Source organism: Pseudomonas sp. R43(2017) (assembly GCF_002112345.1).
GTDB lineage: Bacteria > Pseudomonadota > Gammaproteobacteria > Pseudomonadales > Pseudomonadaceae > Aquipseudomonas > Aquipseudomonas kribbensis.
In genome coordinates this window covers 126,582-147,902 of sequence record NZ_NEHJ01000004.1, presented here as the reverse complement: position 1 = coordinate 147,902, position 21,321 = coordinate 126,582, and the positions used below count along the sequence as shown (strand labels likewise).

Sequence of the window (21,321 nt, the reverse complement as noted above, 5' to 3'; positions counted from 1 at the left end):
GACTCCTGAGCTTTCTCTAAAAGTGCCTTATGTATTCCAGTAATCGTGCCAAGTATTTTTTATATATAAATCAATAGCTTGAAAATTATGTAGTCAGATCGACACAAGCACCTCTATAGTCGCTTCGACTACAACGCGTCTCTTTGACTACAAGACCATGTCCGCCAAATCACTGCTTACCGCCCTGCTCCCGCTGGTTTCCGACCTGTCCCGCGAATTGCCCGAAGGCGAACGCTACCGACGACTGCTCGAAGCCATGCGCGCCCTGCTGCCTTGCGATGCCGCAGCCCTGCTGCGCCTCGATGGCGAGTGGCTGGTGCCGCTGGCGGTGGACGGGTTGAGTACCGACACCCTCGGGCGACGCTTCAAGGTCAGCGAACACCCGCGTTTCGAAGTGCTGCTGGCAGGCGCCGGGCCGACCCGTTTCGCTGCCGACAGTGATTTGCCCGACCCTTATGACGGGCTGGTCGACGGCCTCGGCGATCATCTGGAAGTCCACGACTGCCTCGGCTGCCCGCTGTTCGTCGATGAAAAGCTCTGGGGCCTGATTACCCTCGACGCCCTCGATCCCGAGCGTTTCGAACCCATCGAACTCGACGCCCTGCAAGCCTTCGCCAGCCTCGCCTCGGCCACCGTCAACGCCGCCGAGCGCATCGAACGTCTGGCGATTCGCGCCGAAGACGAACACCAGCGTGCCGAGGTTTATCGCCAGGCCAGCGGCCAGCAGAACCGCGAAATGATCGGCCAGAGCAAGGCTCATAAACGGCTGGTGGAAGAAATCAATCTGGTGGGCGGCAGCGACCTGACCGTGCTGATCACCGGGGAAACCGGGGTCGGCAAGGAACTGGTGGCCCAGGCGATCCATGCCGCCTCCCAGCGCGCCGACAAACCGATCATCAGCCTCAACTGCGCAGCCCTGCCGGATACGCTGGTGGAAAGCGAACTGTTCGGCCACGTGCGCGGTGCTTTCACCGGCGCCACCAGCGACCGGCGCGGCAAGTTCGAACTGGCCAATGGCGGCACACTGTTTCTCGATGAGGTCGGTGAGTTGTCGCTGACCGTCCAGGCCAAGTTGTTGCGGGTTTTGCAGAGCGGCCAGTTGCAGCGCCTGGGGTCGGACAAGGAGCATCAGGTCGACGTACGCCTGATCGCCGCGACCAACCGCGATCTGGCCGAAGAAGTACGCAGCGGCCGCTACCGCGCCGACTTCTACCATCGCCTGAGTGTGTACCCGTTGCGGGTGCCGGCGCTGCGTGAACGGGGTCGCGATGTGTTGCTGCTCAGCGGTTTTTTCCTTGAACAGAACCGCTCACGCATGGGCCTCAACAGCCTGCGCCTGAACAGCGATGCCCAGGAAGCGCTGCTGACCTACACCTGGCCAGGCAACGTGCGGGAACTGGAGCACCTGATCGGACGCAGCGCGCTGAAGGCGCTGGGCAACTGCAAGGTGCGGCCGAAGATTCTCAGCCTGAGCGCGATGGATCTCGACCTGCCGCGCGAGGTTGTGGATAACTCGCCGGAGCCGGCCAGTGCCGTTGCTTCACTGCCTTTGATTTCCGGGGACCTGCGCACCGCTACCGAGCACTATCAGCGGCAGTTGATCAGTGCCGCACTCGAGCGCAATCAGGACAACTGGGCCAGCGCTGCGCGTGAACTGGGGCTGGATCGTGCGAATCTGGGGCGGCTGGCGAAGCGGTTGGGGATGAAGGGCTGATATGTGCTTCAGGTTCAAAAGCCCCCTCACCCCAGCCCTCTCCCAGAGGGAGAGGGAGCCGATTGGGGGATGATTCAGAGCTACACCGACCAAAGTGCATTGTTGAATCCATAATCGACTCGGTGGCTCAGGTCGATGTCAGACGCCAGACACCTCGGTCGGCCCCCTCTCCCTCTGGGAGAGGGCTGGGGTGAGGGGCTCTGGATCTCGACGCCACCCGACAACTAACCTAAAGCCCAACCTTTTGACGCCGATAACCCGGCATCAATAGTTTCTGGCGATTTCCACCCTCGCCCACCACCTTTTTCCACAGAAGGTTTTTATGTCTTCCAACAAAGCCCGCGCAGATTCACTTTCGCTTCTGCTGTTTACCTTGCGCAGCGGCAAGCTGATGGCGATCAACCTGCTGAAGGTCAGTGAAATCATCCCCTGCCCGCCGCTGACCAAGCTGCCGGAGTCGCACCCGCACGTCAAAGGCATCGCCACCCTGCGCGGTGCTTCGCTGTCGGTGATCGACCTGAGCCGCGCCATCGGCGAGCGTCCGCTGGAAGACCCGAACGGCGGCTGCCTGATCGTTACCGACGTCAGCCGTTCGAAACAGGGTCTGCATGTGCAGGCGGTGAGCAAAATCGTGCATTGCCTGACCACCGACATCAAACCGCCGCCGTTCGGCTCCGGCGGCTCCCGCGCCTACATCACCGGCGTGACCTCGGTGGACGGCACGCTGGTGCAAGTGCTGGACATCGAAAAAGTCATTCATGGCATCGCCCCGGCGCAGATCGACATGGCCCCGACCGAGCTGAGCATGGAAGACGCCGAAGTGCTGGGCAACGCGCGGATCCTGGTGGTCGACGACAGCCAGGTCGCATTGCAGCAATCGGTGCACACCCTGCGCAACCTCGGCCTGCAATGCCACACCGCCCGCAGCGCCAAGGAAGCCATCGACTGCCTGCTGGACCTGCAAGGCACGGCGCAGCAGATCAACCTGATCGTCTCCGACATCGAAATGTCCGAGATGGACGGCTACGCCTTCACCCGCACCCTGCGCGAGACCCCGGACTTCGCCCACCTTTACGTGCTGCTGCACACCTCGCTGGACAGCGCGATGAACAGCGAAAAGGCCCGCCTCGCCGGCGCAAACGGCGTGCTGACCAAGTTCTCCTCGCCGGAGCTGACCCACTGCCTGATCGAAGCGGCCAAACACGTCGCCGCCCAAGGTTATTGAGTCTTGAGCGAGACCTTCTGCTTTCTGATGCGGCGCGACCTGAGCCAGGACGTGCCGGCCATCGAGTGGCCGAACGGCATCGAACTCACCACCTACAGCGTTGAACGGGCAGCCGCCGTGCATGAACTGATGCAAATCGGTTACCGCGAAGGCGGCGGTCGGGTGCCGGCGCTGGACGTCTGGCAGCAACAATATGAAACAGACGCCGAATACGATCCGGCGCTGTGTTTCATCGCCAGCGATGCCGACGGCGTCATCGGTGTGGCCCAATGCTGGACCAGTTCCTACATCAAGAATCTGGTGGTGCACCCTCGTGCCCAAGGACGTGGATTGGGTCGGGCGTTGCTGCTTCATGCGTTCAAGGCGTTTCAGGATCGGCGCGAAGGGTTTGTCGACCTGAAGGTGCTGGAAGACAATCTGCGGGCGCGACAGCTGTACGAAAAGTCTGGAATGTATGTGGTCCGCCGGGAATTGGTGCCGGACTGACAAACTAAAATCCTGCGGCATACTCAAACCTTGGCGATCAACCTCCAAGGATGCCCGAACCATGAAACGCCTCGCGATCTCCGTACTGTGTCTCATCGCCCCGCTCGCCCACGCCTCCAGCCCCGACGCCTGGGCGGCCTACGACAAAACCGTGCTCGCCAGTTGCACCAAGGCCAGCGGCCTGAAAGACGCCAAACCGGTTGGCACTGCGGCGCAATTCGATGACCGCGTCGGCTACACCGCGCTATTGCTGCAAGGCCAGTACCCGCAAAAACACATGAAGGGCCAGCAAGGCACCGAGCTGTGCCTGTACAACAAAAAGTCGAAAACCGCTTTCGTCACCGAATGGGACTCGATCCGCCCGAACGCCAAACCCTGAGCGAATGGCGCACAACTTGCTTCACTCCAGGCCTGTACGGCAGCTTTATGTCGCCGATTCACACCCTGATTGAAGATTGCCCGCTCAATGAATACGACCTTTTCCTGCGTAGGTTGCGGCAAATGCTGCACCGATCACCACGTGCCCCTGACCCTGGCCGAAACCCGGATGTGGGCGGCCGATGGCGGTCAGGTGATCGTGCTGGTGGAGGCGTTTCTCGCCAACGGCCTGGGTTTGCCGGCGCAGCAGCGTGAGCACGCCCAGCGTCGTTCGGCGGTGGTACGCAGCGGAAACTCCGACGCCCATGTGGCGATCACTTTCGCCGCCTACAACGTCGGTCCCTGCCGGAATCTTGACGAAGACAAGCTGTGTCGCATCTATGAACGCCGGCCGCTGGTGTGTCGCATCTATCCCGCCGAAATCAATCCGCATATTGCGCTGAACCCTGCCGCCAAGGACTGCCCACCGGAATCATGGGAACAGGGGCCGGAACTGATCGTCGGTGGCGAAGTGGTGGATCAGGAACTCATCACACTGATCCAGCGCTCGCGTCAGGCGGATCGCGACGACATCCGGGTCAAGGATGCGATCTGCGGCTTGCTCGGCATCCGCACCACGGCACTCAAGGGCGACGGATTTACCGCGTATCTGCCGGACATGGGCGTATTTGCCTCGGTGATCGATCAGGTCACCGCGCAGCCATTGAGCGAAGTCTCCAGCGAGTGGCTGTTTCATCTGTCCGGTGACGATGTGGCCGGGCAGGTGCGGGCGGCGGGCGCACAAGTGGTGTCCGAACCGCCGCAGACCTACGCGTTCATCTCATTGCGCGCGGCCTAGGATCCCTGCCGCCGCCCCCAGAACTCCCGCGCCAGCGAACGCAAATCCCCCGCCAGCCCCGCCACATCCTGTGAGTTGAGCTGGCTCTGGCGCCCTTCATCCACCGTCAGTTCACACGCCGTGCGAATACTGACGATGTTACGGTTGATGTCCTCGCTCACCGCGCTCTGCTCCTCGACCGCTGCGGCAATCTGCAGGCTCATCTCGGTGATCTGCTCGACTCGCCCACTGATTCCGTCCAGTGCCCGGGCCGCGCGTTGCGCCTGTTCGACGCTGTTATCCACATGCTCGCTGCTCTGCTGCATCACCAGCACCGCATCCCGCGCGCCATTTTGCAGGGTGCTGATCATCCGCTGAATCTCGTTGGTCGACTGCTGAGTGCGCTGGGCCAGCCCCCGCACCTCATCAGCCACCACCGCAAACCCGCGCCCGGCATCCCCGGCCCGGGCCGCTTCGATTGCCGCGTTAAGCGCGAGCAGATTGGTCTGCTCGGCGATGCTGCGAATCACCTCCAGCACCCCGGAAATTTCGCTGCTGTGACCTTCGAGCTGATGAATCACCTCGGTCGCCCGCCCCAACTCCTCAGCCAGCCGCAACACCGCGCTGCGACTTTCGCCAACCAGCAGATGACCTTCACGGGTTTCCGTGCCCGCCATATCGGCCGCCACCGACGCCTGCTGCGCATGGCTGGCTACCTCGGCGACACTGGCCGCCATCTGATGAATCGCCGCCGCCACCTGATCGGTTTCCGCCTGCTGCGCCAACGTGCTGGTATGACTGCTGTGCAGATGATCGACCAGTTGCGCCGCATGCCCGGCCAGCCGTTGCGAGGCATCGCCGATCCGCCCGACCACCGCGCCAACCTGGGCCTCGAGCATCTGCAAGGCGAACTCGATCTGCCCGAACTGATCCCGCCGCCCGGTATAAATGCCCTGACTCAACGGGTTGTCGGCAATCTGTTTCGCGCGTTCGGTCAGTCGCTCCAGCGGTCGCAACAACCAACCCACGCCCAAAGCACACGCGCCACTGCCGGCCACCAGCGCAGCGGCTTCAATGCCCATGGACTCCGGCCGCAGCCAGGCTTCAATCCCCAGCACCGCTGCCAGCACCGAACTGGTCAACGCCACAATCCGCGCCCGCAAGCCCAACACCGGCAACCGCTGCCAACGCGACACCCGCTCGCCACGCAACTGCGCGTAGGCCCGTTCCGCCGCCGCGATCTGCCGGGCATCCGGCCGCGTGCGTACCGACTGAAACTCCACCGCCGCACCGTTCTGCGTGACCGGCGTGACATAAGCACTGACCCAGTAGTGATCACCGTTCTTGCAACGATTTTTCACCAGCCCCATCCACGAGCGCCCGCGCTTGAGCGTCTGCCACATATGGGCAAACGCCTGCGCCGGCATGTCCGGATGACGCAACAGGTTATGCGGCGTGCCCAGCAGCTCGTCACGGCTGTAACCGCTGATCTTGATGAAGTCGTCGTTGGCGTAGGTGATCGCGCTGGTCAGATCGGTGGTCGAGAGAATGTTCGCATCCGGCGCAACATCGACATTGCGCCCGGTCACCGGGAGATTGATCTTCATGGAAAGCGCGCTCGTTTTATTGGAAAGAGTCGGCAGGGCTGCTGACTCTAAGCGCACTAATCGGTTAAACGTTGATCTGGCTCAGGAACTGAGCAATTAGCCATCACTGTGACCGAAAATCACAGACGATGGCTGCAGGAGGGACGTGAATCAGCGCTTGCCCATCGAACGACGAGTGCCCGACGGCGCCACACCCGGGGTCCTGGCGTGACGATCACCGTCCTTGCCCTTGAACTGCGGCTGCTTGGCGGCTTTGGCGGCGGCCAGTTCACCTGGCTTGAACGGAAACTTGAACGCAGGAATGATCGGCTTGGATTCACCAGCCTCGGCCAGTTCTGCCGGGACATCGCTCACAGCGTTGTCGATTGGGGAAGTCATGAAAGCTCCGGAAAGCAAAAAGTCCGGCCCGGTGGATGAGCCGCGAAGGCGCGCAGTATACCTGCGTGCGCGGAGTTTAAAGAGCCCCCGAAAGGGCATGACCGGTGCCTTTTCGGGACTCTTCGACTAGCGGATCCATCGGGGACTCTTGATTCCAGGGCATGGTCAGTACCTCCTGACCATGATTGATACCTGTAAACCATGTCCCGGGTCCGTACAAGGCGTTTGCCAAAAGAGACTCGCCGTAAGGGCGAAACCGCCAGCCGCAACACCCGAAGAAACGGATATTCACAAAAAACACCCAAAGCCTGGTCGGCCCAAAAGCCGCCAAGTCAAAAGCCGAAACTGACAGCGCCGTCAGCTAGCCGTCACCCTCCTGACCCCCAAACAAGTTTATAAAGAACCAACCTGCCCAAACCCCGTCCCCCTGGCGCCCCACAAGCATGCAAATCCAGAAGAAAAAGGCCCTGCTCGCCACCCTGCTGATCGCCCTCGCAGCCGCCGGCCTGTGGTATGCGATAAAACCCGCACCGGCCAAACTCGCCGCCCCGACCGCGATCCCGGTCAGGGTCGTCGCCGTCAGCGAAAAAGACGTCCCCCGCTACACCAGCGGCATCGGCTCGGTCCTCTCGCTGCACAGCGTGGTGGTACGCCCGCAAATCGACGGAATCCTCACCAAGCTGCTGGTCAAAGAAGGTCAATTGGTCAAACAGGGCGACCTGCTCGCCACCATCGATGACCGCTCGATCCGCGCCAGCCTCGACCAGGCCCGTGCACAACTGGGCGAAAGCCAGGCGCAACTGCAAGTGGCGCTGGTCAACCTCAAGCGCTACAAACTGCTCAGCGTCGACGACGGCGTCTCCAAGCAGACCTACGATCAGCAACAGGCACTGGTCAACCAGCTCAAGGCCACCGCACAGGGTAATCAGGCCTCGATTGATGCGGCGCAGGTACAACTTTCCTACACCCAGATTCGCTCCCCGGTCACCGGTCGTGTCGGCATTCGCACGGTCGACGAAGGCAACTTCCTGCGCATGACCGACACCCAGGGTCTGTTCACCGTGACCCAGATCGACCCGATCGCCGTCGAGTTTTCCCTGCCCCAGCAAATGCTGCCGACCCTGCAGGGCCTGATCAGCGATCCGCAGCGCGCCCAGGTCAAGGCCTATATCGGCGCCGACACCGACGGCGAAACCGGCAACCTGCTGGGCGAAGGTCACCTGACCCTGATCGACAACCAGATCAACGCCAACACCGGCACCATCCGCGCCAAGGCCGAGTTCGACAACCCGAACCAGAAGCTCTGGCCCGGCCTGCTGGTGACGGTAAAGATTCAGACAGCGCTGGATAAAGATGCGCTGGTGGTTCCGCCCACTGTCGTACAGCGTGGGCTGGATCAACACTTCGTTTACCGGGTCAACGGCGACAAGGTTGATGCGGTGCAAGTGCAAATGGTTTATCAGGGCAGCGGCCAGGACATCATCAAGGGTGTGAACCCCGGCGACGTATTGGTCAGTGATGGCCAGTCGCGGCTCAAACCCGGTTCCACCGTGCAGGTCATGAGCGAGCCGCCGCAGGTGGTGCAAGCGGAGCCGAAGCCATGAAGCAGCACAAAGGTGTTTCGACCTGGTGCATCGATCACCCGGTGGCGACCATTCTGCTGACCATCGCGCTGGTGCTGGTCGGGGTGATTGCCTTCCCGCGCCTGCCGATTGCGCCGCTGCCGGAAGCGGAATTTCCGACCATTCAAGTCTCCGCCCAACTGCCCGGCGCCAGCCCGGACACCATGGCCTCGTCCGTGGCCACGCCGCTGGAGGTGCAATTCAGTGCCATCCCCGGCATGACCCAGATGACCTCCAGCAGTGCGCTGGGCTCCAGCCTGCTGACCCTGCAATTCACTCTCGACAAGAGCATCGACACCGCCGCCCAGGAAGTGCAGGCCGCGATCAACACCGCCGCCGGCAAACTTCCGAAAGACATGCCGACCCTGCCGACCTGGAAGAAGGTCAACCCGGCCGACAGCCCGGTGCTGATCCTCAGCGTCAGTTCCACGCAGATGCCCGGCACCGAACTCAGTGACCTGGTGGAAACCCTGCTGGCCCGTCAGATCAGTCAGATCGACGGTGTAGGCCAGATCAACATCACCGGTCAGCAACGTCCGGCGATTCGCGTACAGGCCTCGGCGGACAAACTGGCGGCCATCGGCCTGACGCTTGCGGACATTCGTCTGGCGATCCAGCAGACCAGCCTCAACCTCGCCAAAGGTGCGTTGTACGGCGAATCGAGCATTTCCACGCTGTCGACCAACGACCAGTTGTTCCACCCCGAGGAATACAGCCAGCTCATCGTTTCCTACAAGGACGGTGCACCGGTTCATCTCAGGGATGTCGCCAAAGTCGTCAACGGCTCGGAAGATGCCTACGTGCAAGCCTGGGCCGGCGATCAACCGGGGGTGAACCTGGTGATCTCCCGCCAGCCGGGGGCCAACATCGTCGAAACCGTGGACCGCATCCACGCCGCCCTGCCCGGCCTCGAAGCCATGTTGCCGGCCTCGGTGCAGGTCAAGGAACTGATCGACCGCACCCAGACCATTCGCGCCTCGTTACATGAAGTGGAAATCACCCTGCTGATCGCGATCCTGCTGGTGGTGGCGGTGATGGCGCTGTTCCTGCGTCAGTTGTCGGCGACGATGATTGTGTCGGCGGTGCTCGGCGTGTCGCTGACCGCCAGTTTCGCCCTGATGTACCTGCTTGGTTTCAGCCTGAACAACCTGACACTGGTGGCCATCGTCGTGGCGGTAGGTTTCGTGGTCGACGATGCAATCGTGGTGGTGGAGAACATTCACCGCCATCTGGAGGCCGGCGACAGCATGCGCGAAGCGGCGGTCAAGGGCGCCGGCGAGATCGGTTTCACCGTGGTCTCCATCAGTTTCTCGCTGGTGGCGGCGTTCATTCCGTTGCTGTTCATGGGCGGTGTAGTCGGGCGCTTGTTCAAGGAGTTCGCCCTGACGGCCACCTCGACCATCCTGATTTCCGTGGTGGTGTCGCTGACCCTCGCGCCGACGCTGGCCGCGCTGTTCATGCGCAAACCGGTGCATCACGTCCATGACAAACCGGGGTTCAGCGAACGCCTGCTCGGCTGGTACGAAAAAGGCCTGCGTCGCGCCCTCGCCCATCAGAAACTGATGATCGGCGTATTCGGGATCTCGGTCGCGCTGGCCATCGGCGGTTACATCTTTATCCCCAAAGGTTTCTTCCCGGTGCAGGACACCGGCTTCGTCCTCGGTACGACGGAAGCCGCAGCGGACATCTCCTACAGCGACATGGTGAAAAAGCACCTGGCGATGGCGGAAATCGTCGCCGCTGACCCGGCCGTGCAGGCGTTTTCTCATTCGGTGGGCGTGTCCGGCAGCAACCAGACCATCGCCAACGGCCGCTTCTGGATCGCCCTGAAAAAACGCGGTGATCGCGATGTTTCGGCCAGCCAGTTCATCGACCGCATCCGTCCGCAGCTGATGAAAGTCCCCGGCATCGTCCTCTACCTGCGCGCCGGCCAGGACATCAACCTCAGCTCCGGCCCGAGCCGTGCGCAGTATCAATACGTGCTCAAGAGCAACGACGGGCCGACCCTCGCCACATGGACCCAGAAGCTCACGGAAAAACTGCGCAGCATTCCGGCGTTCCGCGACATTTCCAACGACCTGCAACTGGGCGGCAGCATCACCCACATCAGCATCGACCGCAGCGCCGCCGCGCGTTTCGGCCTGACGGCGAGTGATGTCGACGAGGCGCTGTATGACGCCTTCGGTCAGCGGCAGATCAACGAGTTCCAGACCCAGGTCAACCAGTACAACGTGATCCTCGAGCTGGACACCGCGCAGCGCGGCAAGGCCGAAAGCCTCAACTATTTCTACCTGCGCTCACCGTTGAGCGGGGAAATGGTTCCGCTATCGGCGCTGGCCCGGTTCGACGCACCGACCATCGGCCCACTGTCCATCGCCCACGACGGCATGTTTCCGGCCGCCAACCTGTCGTTCAACCTGGCGCCCGGCGTGGCATTGGGCGACGCGGTGATCCTGCTCAATCAGGCCAAGGCCGAGATCGGCATGCCGACCGCGATCAGCGGCAACTTCCAGGGTGCGGCCCAGGCATTCCAGAGCTCTCTGGCCAGCCAGCCGTGGCTGATTCTCGCGGCGCTGGTGGCGGTGTACATCATTCTGGGTGTGCTCTACGAGAGCTTTGTCCATCCGCTGACAATCATCTCGACCCTGCCGGCGGCAGGTCTGGGTGCGGTGATCATGCTGTGGATCTGCGGCCAGGACTTTTCGATCATGGCGCTGATCGGGCTGGTGTTGTTGATCGGTATCGTCAAGAAGAACGGCATCCTGATGATCGACTTCGCCCTCGAAGCCCAGCGTCATCGCGGACTGGCACCCCAGGATGCGATTTTCGAAGCATGCCTGACGCGGTTCCGGCCAATCATCATGACCACCCTCGCCGCCCTGCTCGGCGCCCTACCACTGATGCTCGGCTACGGCACCGGCGCCGAACTGCGCCAGCCGCTGGGGATCGCGGTCGTGGGCGGCCTGCTGGTGAGCCAGATGCTGACGCTGTTCACCACGCCGGTCATATACTTGTGGCTTGAGCGGCTGTTCCACAAGCCCAAACCGGCGCCCGTTGCGGCGCTGGCAACGACAGACTGAGGCGGGTCATGCGCGTCCTGATTATCGAAGACGAAGAGAAAACCGCGGACTATCTGCACCGCGGCCTGACGGAACAGGGTTACACCGTGGATCTGGCCCGCGACGGCGTCGAGGGCCTGCACCTGGCGCTGGAAAGCGACTACGCGGTGATCGTCCTCGACGTCATGCTGCCGGGCCTCGATGGCTTCGGCGTGCTGCGCGCCTTGCGTGCGCGCAAGCAGACGCCGGTGATCATGCTCACCGCCCGCGAGCGGGTTGAAGACCGGATCCGGGGCTTGCGCGATGGCGCTGACGATTACCTCGGCAAGCCGTTTTCCTTCCTCGAACTGGTGGCGCGCCTGCAAGCGCTGACCCGCCGCAGTGGCGGCCATGAACCGGTGCAAGTGAGCATCGCCGACCTGTGGATCGATCTGATCAGTCGCAAGGCCACCCGCGCCGGCACCCGGCTGGATCTGACGGCGAAAGAGTTTTCGCTGCTCAGCGTGCTGGCCCGGCGTCAGGGCGAAATCCTCTCGAAAACCGCAATTGCCGAGATGGTCTGGGACATCAATTTCGACAGCGACGCCAATGTGGTCGAAGTCGCGATCAAGCGCCTGCGGGCCAAGCTCGACGGGCCGTTCGACGAAAAACTGCTGCACACCATCCGTGGCATGGGTTATGTGCTGGAGAGCCGTGGTGTCCAGTAACTCCATCGCTTTGCGCCTGAGCGGCATGTTCACGCTGGTAGCGTTGCTGGTGTTCCTGTTGATCGGTGGCGCGCTTTATCAACAAGTGGACAAGGGCTTGGGGCTGCTACCGGAAGCCGAGCTGGATGCGCGCTACAGCGTGCTCGAATCCACCGTCGGCCGTTACGGCACGCCCGAGCATTGGGTCAAGATCAACAGCAAACTCAAGCTGCTCGGCGAAGAAGACAAGCGCATCAGTTTCTGGATCAGCAGCGGCGATCCGCAGTACGAGTACGGCGATTTCACCCCGCAGATTCGCGACTTCGCCAATGGTCCGCTGGGCATGCGCGACCTGCAATTGCCCGGTCAGCCCTACCCGTTGAAAGTGCTGGTCAGCCAGTTCCCGGCCAAGGATCAACGCCCGCCGCTGCGCTTCATGATCGGCATCGATACCGAGACCTTTCACCAGACTCAACACAATCTGCTGATCGCCTTGATCGGTCTGGCGATTGTCGGCGTGTTGATGGCTTCTGCATTGGGTTACTGGGTGGCGCGGATCGGCCTCAAGCCGCTGATCAAACTGTCCCATGAAGCCCAGCGTCTGGCGCCACCGCTGCGGGCCGGGCGCTTGCGTCTGTCGCCGCTGCCGCCGGAACTGGAACAGTTTGTCGACTCTTTCAACTCGACGCTGGAGCGGGTCGAACAGGCGTATTCACGGCTGGAATCGTTCAACGCCGACGTGGCTCATGAGCTGCGCTCGCCGCTGACCAACCTGATTGGCCAGACCCAGGTCGCCCTCACTCGCGGGCGCTCCGCCGAGCATTATTTCGAAGTGCTGCAATCCAACCTCGAAGAGCTGGAACGCCTGCGCTCGATCATCAATGACATGCTGTTTCTGGCCAGCGCCGATCAGGGCAGCAAGGCCACCAAACTGACCTCCACGTCGCTGGCCGACGAAGTCGCGACCACCCTCGAATACCTCGATTTCATCCTCGAAGATGCACAGGTCCAGGTCCATGTGAGTGGCGATGCACAGGTGCAGATCGAGATCGCCCATCTGCGCCGGGCACTGATCAATCTGCTGAGCAACGCGGTGCAACACACAGCGCCAGGACAGGAGATCGAAGTGCAGATCACCGTCGAGGAGCATCAGGTCAGCATCGGCGTGGCCAACCCCGGTGCGCCGATTGCCAGCGAGCATCTGCCACGGCTGTTCGAGCGCTTCTACCGGGTCGATGCGTCGCGCAGCAACAGTGGCAATAACCACGGGTTAGGGCTGGCGATCGTCAAGGCGATTGCGCTGATGCATGGCGGCGATGTGTTCGTGCGCAGTGACCGGGGGATGAACACTTTTGGTATTCATCTTCCGGTCTGAAGACAGGGATCGTTGCCATTCCCGCAACAGTCATTTATGAAAATCACGCTGTTTCCCGGTGCCCGGCAACCTTATCTTTGCCCGCACCAAACAGCACTTGCCAAGCAAGAAGGTTTTCAAGATGTCCAACAGTATGGGTATTGCCAGCGCTTTCGTTTTGTCCTCATTGATCCTGTCGCCGATGGCGATGGCTGAAGAATCGCAGTCGTTCGTAGCGCAGAATGCCGCTCGCGCTCACGCATTCGAACAGCATCAGGCAGAAGTGATGGCCAAGGCTCAAGACGCCACGCAAGCCCCTCAGGCCGCAACTTCCCAGGCTCAGGCAGCCGAGAAAGACAGCTGAGTCACGCACCACGCAACGTTTCCCTCGACGCGGTTGTTTGGCTCTTCCCGTTCAACCGTCGTCCTTCCAGGCCACTGATTTTCAGTGGCCTTTTTTCGTTGTGGTGTGAAAGCGGTCCGGTTCGTCTCTTACAATTAGAAACATCCCGCACCTCAAGACATTGAAGTGTCAGTTGACCCAAGGAGCTTTACCGCAAGTGCGTTACCCAGTCCGCTTTACCCCGCTGTTCATTGCAATCGCCGCAACGATTGCCCCCACCGCCCACGCCGCCGAAGCCGAAGCCGAAAAGGAAGGTTTCGTCGAAGGCTCGAGCCTCAACCTCAACGCCCGCAACTACTACATGAATCGCAACCGCTTGCAGAAAGCGGACGACAACATCGAGTGGGGCCAGGGTTTCCTCGGCAAATTCCAGTCGGGCTACACCGAAGGCACGGTCGGTTTCGGCATCGATGCCCACGCCATGCTCGGGCTGAAACTCGACGGCGGTGGCGGCACGGACAACTCCAGCATCCTGCCGGTCAGCGATGGCAACGGCAAAGCGCCGGGTTCGTTCTCCACCGCAGGCGGTACGCTGAAAATGCGTGCGTTCGATACCGAGCTGAAGGCCGGTGACCTGTTCCTCACCAACCCGGTGATCGCCGGCGGTGAAAGCCGCATGCTGCCGCAGACCTTCCGTGGCGTCAGCGTGACCAACCACAGCTTCGACGGCTGGATGATCGAAGGCGGCCAGGCCAGCTTCACCAAGCCGTACAACCAGAGCGGCCACAAACGCATTGGTACCTCGTACGGCACCCTCGCCGACGGCGACAAGAGCCAGCACCTGAACTGGGCCGGTGTGTCCTGGAGCGGCGTCGAAGGCCTGACCAGCAACCTGTATGCCGCCGAGCTGAAGGACATCTGGAACCAGTACTACTACGACCTCGACTACACCTGGGCGCTGAACGATCTGGTGACCCTCAACCCGGGCCTGCACTTCTATCACACCCAGGACACCGGCGAGGCGCTGCTGGGCAACATCGACAACAACACCTACAGCCTGCATTTCACCGTCGGCATCGGCAGCCACAGCGTCACCGCCGCGTACCAGCGGGTCAACGGCAACACGCCGTTCGACTACATCAGCCAGGGCGACAGCATCTACCTCGACAACTCCCAGCAATACTCGGACTTCAACGGCCCGAACGAGCGCTCGTGGAAACTCAAGTACGCCTATGACTTCGCAGGCGTCGGCCTGCCGGGCCTGACTTCGGCGGTGTCCTACTCGCGAGGTACGCTGGACCTGACCAAGGTCGACCCGGACAGCAAGGGCTACGCCTCGTGGTACAGCGCCGAAGGCCGCAACGCCAAGCACTGGGAACGCGACATCGACCTCAAGTACGTGGTGCAGAGCGGCCAGGCCAAAGACCTGGCGGTACGTCTGCAGTGGGCGACCAACCGTGGCGGCAACGGTTACGGCGCGCTGGACACGGATACCGATGAATACCGCGTGATCATCGACTACCCGATCAACGTCTTCTAAGATCGGCGCTACAGTTGAAAGGCCAGCCTTATGCGCTGGCCTTTTTCTTGCGTGTGCGGCAGCGACGTTTGTACAACTACGCTTATAAGACTCTTCAACCGATAACCCAACCATGATCGCGAGCCGTACCCCACCTGCTGCGGGCAAGACCGGACGTCCCGAGCTGCTGCTGATTCTCGGCAGTCTGCTGAGCGTGTTCGCGATTGTGTGCATCGTCACTTTTCTGCTGATTCGCGAGCACGCCAATGCTCAGGAGTCGGCGACTCGCAGCGCCACCACCATCGCCCAACTGATCGACGCCGACGTACTGCGTACCGTCGAACTGTACGACCTGACCCTGCAAGGTCTGATTGCCGCCGCCCAGCGTGACGACCTGAAAAACGTGTCGCCGCAGATCCGCCACCTGGCGCTGTTCGATCGCTCCACCACGGCGCGCTTCAAGGGCGACATTCTGCTGCTCGACAAGCATGGCGAGGTCATCGCCGATTCCTCGCGGGTCGAACCGCTGCCGGGCAATTTCGCCGACCGCGACTACTTCCTCGCCCACGCCTTCAACCGCGACGCCGGCATGTTCATCAGCCGCCCGTTCAAACCCCGTTGCGACTGCGACGACGCCAACCAGTGGCGCATCAGTTTCAGCCGGCGCATTTCCTCGGACACCGGCGAATTCCTGGGCGTAGCGGTGGCGTCAATGAAGCTCGATTACTTCGACCAGCTGTTCAACAGCCTCGACATCGGTGTCGACAGCACCCTGAACATCATCAACAACGACGGCATCCTGCTGGCCCAGAAGCCTTATCTGCAAAGTGATTCGATCGGCAAGAGTTTCGCCGCCCGTCCCAATGTGGTGCGGATTCTGCGCGACCGCAGCGGCAATGGCAGTTTCAACAGCATTTCGAGCATGGATCACCAGCAACGGCTGTACACCTACTCCCAGGTCGGCAACCTGCCGTTGACGGTGATCGTCGCGCTATCAAGCGAGGAAGTGTTCGGCGCGTGGAAACGCACGGCGATTCTGATCAGCGGCGCCACCGGCGTACTCTGCCTCGGTCTGCTGTGGCTGACCTGGCTGCTGGCCCGGGAACTGCGCCTGCGCCAACGCGCCGAACGAGAACTGGCGCAACTGGCCGCCACCGATGCCCTGACCGGTGTCGCCAACCGGCGCATGCTTGATCAGTCGTTGCGGCACGAGTGGTTTCGCGCCCAACGCTCGGGCAAATCCCTTTCGTTGCTCATGATCGACGCCGATCACTTCAAGGCCTTCAACGACCGGCACGGCCATCAGGCCGGGGATCAGGCGCTGCGTGAACTGGCCAGGGTCATTACCGCCAATGTGCGACGCCCGGCGGATCTGGTGGCGCGTTATGGCGGTGAAGAATTCTCGGTGATCCTGGCCGAAACCGACAGCGTCGGCGCGCAACAGATAGCCGAGCATGTGCGGGCCGCCGTCGAGCAATTGCCGCGTATGGAGGGCGATGAAATGCCGATGACGGTAAGCATCGGTATCAGCACCTGGACGGTGGCGAGTGAAATCAGTCTGGAACAACTGTTGTTCGCGGCGGACCGGGCGCTGTATCAGGCCAAGGAAGGTGGCCGGAACCGGGTGGTACTGGCTTCCTGAACACAGACATAAAAAAAGGCCACCCAAAGGTGGCCTTCAAAAAACTAGAGAGGTTTTTTACTTACACTGCCGCAACCGGGCGCATGTAAGAGATCGGTGCAGTGCTGGCGTCTTCGAACGTCACGACTTCCCAGGCATCTTTCTGCTCAATCAGTTTGCGCAGAAGCTGGTTGTTCAGTGCGTGGCCGGACTTGAAGCCCTTGAACTCACCAATCAGGCTGTTGCCCAGCAGGTACAGGTCGCCAATTGCATCGAGGATCTTGTGCTTCACGAATTCGTCTTCATAGCGAAGGCCGTCTTCGTTCAGTACGCCATCGGCATCGACCACGATCGCGTTTTCAACGCTGCCGCCGAGTGCGAGGTTGTGCTTGCGCAGGTACTCGATGTCACTCATGAAACCGAAAGTACGGGCGCGGCTGACTTCTTTTACGAACGAAGTGCTGGAAAAATCCACGCTTGCACTTTGGGTGCGGTCCCGGAAAACCGGGTGATCGAAATCGATCTCGAAGCTCACCTTGAATCCGTCGAAAGGGACGAAAGTGGCGCGCTTGTCGCCGTCTTCCACTGTCACTTCACGCAGGATGCGGATGAATTTCTTGGCGGCGTCCTGTTCTTCCAGGCCTGCCGATTGAATCAGGAATACGAAAGGTCCTGCGCTACCGTCCATGATCGGGACTTCGGACGCGGAGAGCTCGACGTAGGCGTTATCGATGCCCAGGCCAGCCATGGCCGAGAGCAAGTGCTCTACCGTGTCCACTTTGACGTCGCCGTTAATCAGCGTCGTCGACATAGTGGTTTCACCGACGTTTTCCGCGCGGGCAGGAATCTGCACCACAGGGTCGAGGTCAGCGCGACAAAACACAATGCCAGTGTCGACAGGCGCAGGCTTGAGGGTCAGGTAGACCTTCTCCCCGGAGTGCAGGCCTACACCTGTGGCACGGATAATATTTTTCAGTGTGCGTTGTTTAATCATGGCTTGGGCCGCTTCAGCGCAAATTGCGAACTGGTATCAACAAAGGCTGGCGATAATAGCAGACCGAGCCTTTGCTGAACACCAATCACCTTCATAGCCCTGATACATTCCATCAATCAGCCTGACGACGCAGGAAAGCCGGGATGTCCAGGTAGTCCAGGTCATCTTGCGGATTCATCTTCGCAGCAGTCGCAGCACCGGCCTGAGCCTGGTTGCGCATGACGGTCGGACGGTCCAGATCACGGTAGTTCACAGCAGGTTGTTCCTGACGCGCAGGAGCCTGTTGCTGCACCGGAGCGGAAGCCATGGTGGTGTGAACGGTGTTGTCGATGACCTTCACAGGCTTCTCGATTTTCGCGCCCAGACCGGTGGCAACCACGGTCACGTGCAGCTCGTCGCGCATGTCCGGATCGATAACGGTACCGACCTTGACCATTGCGTGCTCGGAAGCGAAGGCTTCGATGATCGAACCCACGTCGGAGTACTCACCCAGGGACAGGTCAGGACCGGCAGTGATGTTCACCAGGATGCCGCGTGCACCTTGCAGGTTCACGTCTTCCAGCAGCGGGTTGCGGATGGCCGCTTCGGTAGCTTCACGTGCACGGTTCGGACCGCTGGCGCAGCCAGTGCCCATCATCGCCATGCCCATTTCGCTCATTACGGTGCGTACGTCGGCGAAGTCGACGTTGATCATGCCCGGACGCTTGATGATGTCGGAGATACCGCGAACGGCACCGGCCAGTACATCGTCAGCCTTGGCGAAAGCCGACAGGAGGCTTGCGTCTTTACCGAGGATGGTCAGCAGCTTCTCGTTGGGAATGGTGATCAGCGAGTCGACGCTTTCGGAGAGCATGCGGATGCCTTCGTCGGCGATCTGCATACGCTTGCGGCCTTCGAACGGGAACGGACGGGTCACGACCGCAACGGTCAGGATGCCCATTTCCTTGGCCACTTCGGCGATGATCGGCGCTGCACCGGTACCGGTACCGCCGCCCATGCCGGTGGTGATGAACACCATGTTGGTGCCGGCCAGCACTTCAGCGATGCGCTCGCGATCTTCCAGCGCAGCCTGACGGCCGACTTCCGGGTTGGCGCCGGCGCCCAGGCCTTTGGTCACGCCGGTGCCCAGTTGCAGGATGGTGCGCGCGCCGATGTTTTTCAGCGCCTGAGCATCGGTGTTGGCGCAGATGAACTCGACGCCTTCGATGTTGCTCTTGACCATGTGGTTGACAGCGTTGCCGCCGCCACCGCCAACACCGATAACTTTGATTACCGGGCTTGCGGGGATGTTGTCTACGAGTTCGAACATTTTCCCTCTCCTTACATTCTCTAGTTTTTTCGCCTACTGCATTTTGTTGCGGTGTTGCGGTAAAGCTTTAGAAGTTGCCTTGAACCCACTTCTTCAAACGGTCCAGCAACGGCGCCTGAGGCTCATCGTTGCTGTAGCTGTCGCGGCTGCCGATGCCCGAGAACGAGATCCCGTCGGACTGCTTCTGCAGGCCGTACATCAACAAGCCCACGCCAGTGGAATAGATCGGGTTGCGCACCACGTCATCCAGGCCCTTCACGCCGTGCGGTACACCGAGGCGTACCGGCATGTGGAAGATTTCCTCGGCCAGTTCGGTGGCGCCTTCCATCTTCGATGTACCGCCGGTCAGCACGATGCCGGCCGGGATCAGGTCTTCGTAGCCGCTGCGACGCAGTTCTGCCTGGATCAGGGTGAACAGCTCGTCGTAACGTGGCTCGACCACTTCGGCCAGGGCCTGACGGGACAGTTCGCGCGGCGGACGGTCGCCGACGCTCGGCACCTTGATGGTCTCGCCGGCACCGGCCAGTTTGGCCAGGGCGCAGGCGTAGCGGATCTTGATCTCTTCGGCGTACTGGGTCGGGGTGCGCAACGCCATGGCGATGTCGTTGGTCACCTGATCGCCGGCAATCGGGATCACGGCCGTGTGACGGATCGCGCCTTCGGTGAAGATCGCGATGTCGGTAGTGCCGCCGCCGATGTCGACCAGGCACACGCCCAGTTCTTTTTCGTCGTCGGTCAGGACCGAATAGGCCGACGCCAGTTGCTCGAGAATGATGTCGTCGATTTCCAGACCGCAGCGACGCACGCATTTTTCAATGTTCTGTGCGGCGTTGACGGCGCAGGTGACCACGTGGACCTTGGCTTCCAGACGCACGCCGGACATGCCCAGCGGCTCGCGCACGCCTTCCTGGTTATCGATCACGTAGTCCTGCGGCAAGGTGTGCAGCACGCGCTGGTCAGCCGGGATCGCCACGGCCTGGGCGGCATCGAGTACGCGCTCCAGGTCAGCCGAGCTGACTTCGCGGTCGCGGATCGCCACGATGCCGTGGGAGTTCAGGCTGCGGATGTGATTGCCCGCCACGCCGACGAACGCCGAGTGAATGCGGCAGCCCGCCATCAACTGGGCTTCTTCGATCGCGCGCTGGATCGATTGCACGGTGGACTCGATGTTCACCACCACGCCTTTCTTCAGGCCGCGGGACGGATGGGTACCGATCCCGACGATATCGAGCGTGCCGTCGTCCGCAACCTCGCCGACCAGCGCCACCACCTTGGAGGTGCCGATATCGAGACCGACGATCATTTTGCCGCTTTGCACGTTTGCCATGGGTCCTGCCTCTTCTTAATTCTTTGCGACAGCGGGTTGGGCTGTCGTCGGCGCTACTGGTTCCCGCCAGCCAACAGCGAGGCCGTTGGCGTAGCGCAGATCGATACGCGCAATGTTCGTAATCTGGTCTTTAAGCGTCTTGTCGTAGATGGCAATGAAGCGGCGCATCTTTTCCACCAGGTTGCCGCGTCCCAGCAGCAACTCGATGCCGGGGCCGGAACTGCCGGCACCGGTGGTCAGGAACCAGCTGCCACGTTCACGCAGTTCCAGGCGCGCGATCGAGAAGCCCAGCGGCCGGAGCATCTGGCTCAGTACCTGGTATTGCTGCATCACTTGCTGCTGGGCCCGCTGCGGACCGAACAGCTGTGGCAGGTGTTCGTAGTTCGCCAGTTCCTTGGGCGTGAACGCCTGGCCCTGGTTGTTGAGCAGCGACTCGTCGCCCCAACGGGCCACGGGCAGTTGCTCTTCGAGGCGGATCACCACCTGGTCCGGCCACACGCGACGGACTTCGGCGTGGGCGATCCACGGCATCTGCTCCAGTTCCGAGCGCATGCTGGCCAGGTCGATGGTGAAGAAGCTCGACGCCACGTACGGGGCGATTCGCTGCTGCACCGCCTGCTGACTGATGTAGCTCAGGTCGCCTTGCACGGCGATCTTGGTGATCGGCCGGTCGGCGTATGGCAACAGACGCTGCGCACCTTCGTAGGTACCAAACCCGAGCGCCACCAGCAGCACCGGCCAGAACAGGCTTTTCAGAAAGCCGAAATTGGCTTTCGGCAGGCGCGCGGACATCGGCTCTTTGGCCACCATTCGGCTGGCACCCCGCGGCACCGGCTTGCGGCCGGGAGCGGGTGGCTGATGTCTGAGCTGTGCGCCTTGCAT

Annotated in this window: 18 protein-coding genes; 12 read left to right on the top strand and 6 right to left on the bottom strand. The window is 61.5% G+C overall.

The genetic code is table 11. From position 1 onward, the window contains the following. Positions 1–157: 157 nt before the first annotated feature. The 5 genes from norR (at position 158) to CAG02_RS12665 (ending at position 4,641) form a co-directional block, all read left to right on the top strand. Positions 158–1,714, top strand: coding sequence for a nitric oxide reductase transcriptional regulator NorR (gene norR, locus CAG02_RS12685; RefSeq protein ID WP_085709367.1), 1,557 nt, complete (start codon positions 158–160; stop codon positions 1,712–1,714). A gap of 322 nt (positions 1,715–2,036) precedes the next feature. Continuing rightward, on the top strand, positions 2,037–2,939 hold the full coding sequence (locus CAG02_RS12680) for a chemotaxis protein CheV (RefSeq protein WP_085709366.1): 903 nt from the start codon (positions 2,037–2,039) through the stop codon (positions 2,937–2,939). A 27-nt stretch (positions 2,940–2,966) separates the two neighbouring features. Beyond that, positions 2,967–3,425: a GNAT family N-acetyltransferase gene (locus CAG02_RS12675; protein WP_085709735.1), complete on the top strand. Its 459-nt coding sequence runs from the start codon at positions 2,967–2,969 to the stop codon at positions 3,423–3,425. Positions 3,426–3,486: 61 nt separating this feature from the next. Beyond that, on the top strand, positions 3,487–3,804 hold the full coding sequence (locus CAG02_RS12670; RefSeq protein WP_085709365.1) for a hypothetical protein: 318 nt from the start codon (positions 3,487–3,489) through the stop codon (positions 3,802–3,804). A gap of 87 nt (positions 3,805–3,891) precedes the next feature. Further along, positions 3,892–4,641 carry a YkgJ family cysteine cluster protein gene (locus CAG02_RS12665; RefSeq protein WP_085709364.1) on the top strand — a complete coding sequence of 250 codons (750 nt, stop codon included), beginning with the start codon at positions 3,892–3,894 and terminating at the stop codon, positions 4,639–4,641. Here the strand turns inward: CAG02_RS12665 and CAG02_RS12660 are convergent. Then, on the bottom strand, positions 4,638–6,227 hold the full coding sequence (locus tag CAG02_RS12660) for a PAS domain-containing methyl-accepting chemotaxis protein (RefSeq protein ID WP_085709363.1): 1,590 nt from the start codon (positions 6,225–6,227) through the stop codon (positions 4,638–4,640). The two genes, CAG02_RS12665 and CAG02_RS12660, sit on opposite strands and share 4 nt — an antisense overlap. Positions 6,228–6,377: 150 nt before the next feature. After that, the gene (locus CAG02_RS12655) at positions 6,378–6,605 is read right to left on the bottom strand and encodes a hypothetical protein (protein WP_085709362.1); all 228 of its coding nucleotides are present in this window, start codon (positions 6,603–6,605) and stop codon (positions 6,378–6,380) included. A 443-nt stretch (positions 6,606–7,048) separates the two neighbouring features. Here CAG02_RS12655 and CAG02_RS12650 point away from each other — a divergent pair, with 443 nt between their 5' ends. The 7 genes from CAG02_RS12650 to CAG02_RS12620 all read left to right on the top strand — a co-directional run bounded on the left by CAG02_RS12650 (position 7,049) and on the right by CAG02_RS12620 (position 16,830). Further along, positions 7,049–8,209: an efflux RND transporter periplasmic adaptor subunit gene (locus CAG02_RS12650; protein ID WP_085709361.1), complete on the top strand. Its 1,161-nt coding sequence runs from the start codon at positions 7,049–7,051 to the stop codon at positions 8,207–8,209. Next, on the top strand, positions 8,206–11,307 hold the full coding sequence (locus tag CAG02_RS12645; RefSeq protein ID WP_085709360.1) for a multidrug efflux RND transporter permease subunit: 3,102 nt from the start codon (positions 8,206–8,208) through the stop codon (positions 11,305–11,307). Before CAG02_RS12650 ends, CAG02_RS12645 begins: the two co-directional genes overlap by 4 nt. 8 nt (positions 11,308–11,315) lie before the next feature. Then, positions 11,316–11,993, top strand: a complete 678-nt coding sequence (locus tag CAG02_RS12640) for a heavy metal response regulator transcription factor (RefSeq protein WP_003228008.1) — start codon at positions 11,316–11,318, stop codon at positions 11,991–11,993. Next, positions 11,983–13,347 carry a heavy metal sensor histidine kinase gene (locus CAG02_RS12635; RefSeq protein ID WP_085709359.1) on the top strand — a complete coding sequence of 455 codons (1,365 nt, stop codon included), beginning with the start codon at positions 11,983–11,985 and terminating at the stop codon, positions 13,345–13,347. The genes CAG02_RS12640 and CAG02_RS12635 overlap by 11 nt, the downstream gene beginning before the upstream one ends. A 121-nt stretch (positions 13,348–13,468) precedes the next feature. Beyond that, positions 13,469–13,690 carry a hypothetical protein gene (locus CAG02_RS12630; protein WP_085709734.1) on the top strand — a complete coding sequence of 74 codons (222 nt, stop codon included), beginning with the start codon at positions 13,469–13,471 and terminating at the stop codon, positions 13,688–13,690. A gap of 196 nt (positions 13,691–13,886) precedes the next feature. Further along, positions 13,887–15,209: an OprD family porin gene (locus CAG02_RS12625; RefSeq protein ID WP_085709358.1), complete on the top strand. Its 1,323-nt coding sequence runs from the start codon at positions 13,887–13,889 to the stop codon at positions 15,207–15,209. 112 nt (positions 15,210–15,321) lie between these two features. After that, a complete protein-coding gene (locus tag CAG02_RS12620) occupies positions 15,322–16,830 on the top strand; it encodes a sensor domain-containing diguanylate cyclase (protein WP_085709357.1) in 1,509 nt (502 codons plus the stop codon). 61 nt (positions 16,831–16,891) lie between these two features. On the opposite strand, the gene lpxC is transcribed toward CAG02_RS12620, so the two are convergent. The 4 genes from lpxC to CAG02_RS12600 form a co-directional block, all read right to left on the bottom strand. Then, a complete protein-coding gene (lpxC, locus tag CAG02_RS12615; protein ID WP_065261513.1) occupies positions 16,892–17,803 on the bottom strand; it encodes a UDP-3-O-acyl-N-acetylglucosamine deacetylase in 912 nt (303 codons plus the stop codon). Between the two features lie 112 nt (positions 17,804–17,915). Next, the gene (gene ftsZ / locus CAG02_RS12610) at positions 17,916–19,112 is read right to left on the bottom strand and encodes a cell division protein FtsZ (protein ID WP_085709356.1); all 1,197 of its coding nucleotides are present in this window, start codon (positions 19,110–19,112) and stop codon (positions 17,916–17,918) included. Positions 19,113–19,179: 67 nt separating this feature from the next. After that, entirely contained in the window at positions 19,180–20,439 is a 1,260-nt protein-coding gene (ftsA, locus tag CAG02_RS12605; RefSeq protein WP_065261511.1) for a cell division protein FtsA, read from the bottom strand. Between the two features lie 15 nt (positions 20,440–20,454). Next, complete coding sequence (locus CAG02_RS12600; RefSeq protein WP_085709355.1) at positions 20,455–21,321, bottom strand: cell division protein FtsQ/DivIB; 867 nt, start codon at positions 21,319–21,321, stop codon at positions 20,455–20,457.

Coding starts and splice junctions, on each gene's coding strand:
- norR (WP_085709367.1), top strand. CDS start 158: ATGTCCGCCAAATCACTGCTTACCGCCCTGCTCCCGCTGGTTTCCGAC.
- CAG02_RS12680 (WP_085709366.1), top strand. CDS start 2,037: ATGTCTTCCAACAAAGCCCGCGCAGATTCACTTTCGCTTCTGCTGTTT.
- CAG02_RS12675 (WP_085709735.1), top strand. CDS start 2,967: ATGCGGCGCGACCTGAGCCAGGACGTGCCGGCCATCGAGTGGCCGAAC.
- CAG02_RS12670 (WP_085709365.1), top strand. CDS start 3,487: ATGAAACGCCTCGCGATCTCCGTACTGTGTCTCATCGCCCCGCTCGCC.
- CAG02_RS12665 (WP_085709364.1), top strand. CDS start 3,892: ATGAATACGACCTTTTCCTGCGTAGGTTGCGGCAAATGCTGCACCGAT.
- CAG02_RS12660 (WP_085709363.1), bottom strand. CDS start 6,227: ATGAAGATCAATCTCCCGGTGACCGGGCGCAATGTCGATGTTGCGCCG.
- CAG02_RS12655 (WP_085709362.1), bottom strand. CDS start 6,605: ATGACTTCCCCAATCGACAACGCTGTGAGCGATGTCCCGGCAGAACTG.
- CAG02_RS12650 (WP_085709361.1), top strand. CDS start 7,049: ATGCAAATCCAGAAGAAAAAGGCCCTGCTCGCCACCCTGCTGATCGCC.
- CAG02_RS12645 (WP_085709360.1), top strand. CDS start 8,206: ATGAAGCAGCACAAAGGTGTTTCGACCTGGTGCATCGATCACCCGGTG.
- CAG02_RS12640 (WP_003228008.1), top strand. CDS start 11,316: ATGCGCGTCCTGATTATCGAAGACGAAGAGAAAACCGCGGACTATCTG.
- CAG02_RS12630 (WP_085709734.1), top strand. CDS start 13,469: ATGTCCAACAGTATGGGTATTGCCAGCGCTTTCGTTTTGTCCTCATTG.
- CAG02_RS12620 (WP_085709357.1), top strand. CDS start 15,322: ATGATCGCGAGCCGTACCCCACCTGCTGCGGGCAAGACCGGACGTCCC.
- lpxC (WP_065261513.1), bottom strand. CDS start 17,803: ATGATTAAACAACGCACACTGAAAAATATTATCCGTGCCACAGGTGTA.
- ftsZ (WP_085709356.1), bottom strand. CDS start 19,112: ATGTTCGAACTCGTAGACAACATCCCCGCAAGCCCGGTAATCAAAGTT.
- ftsA (WP_065261511.1), bottom strand. CDS start 20,439: ATGGCAAACGTGCAAAGCGGCAAAATGATCGTCGGTCTCGATATCGGC.
- CAG02_RS12600 (WP_085709355.1), bottom strand. CDS start 21,321: ATGCAAGGCGCACAGCTCAGACATCAGCCACCCGCTCCCGGCCGCAAG.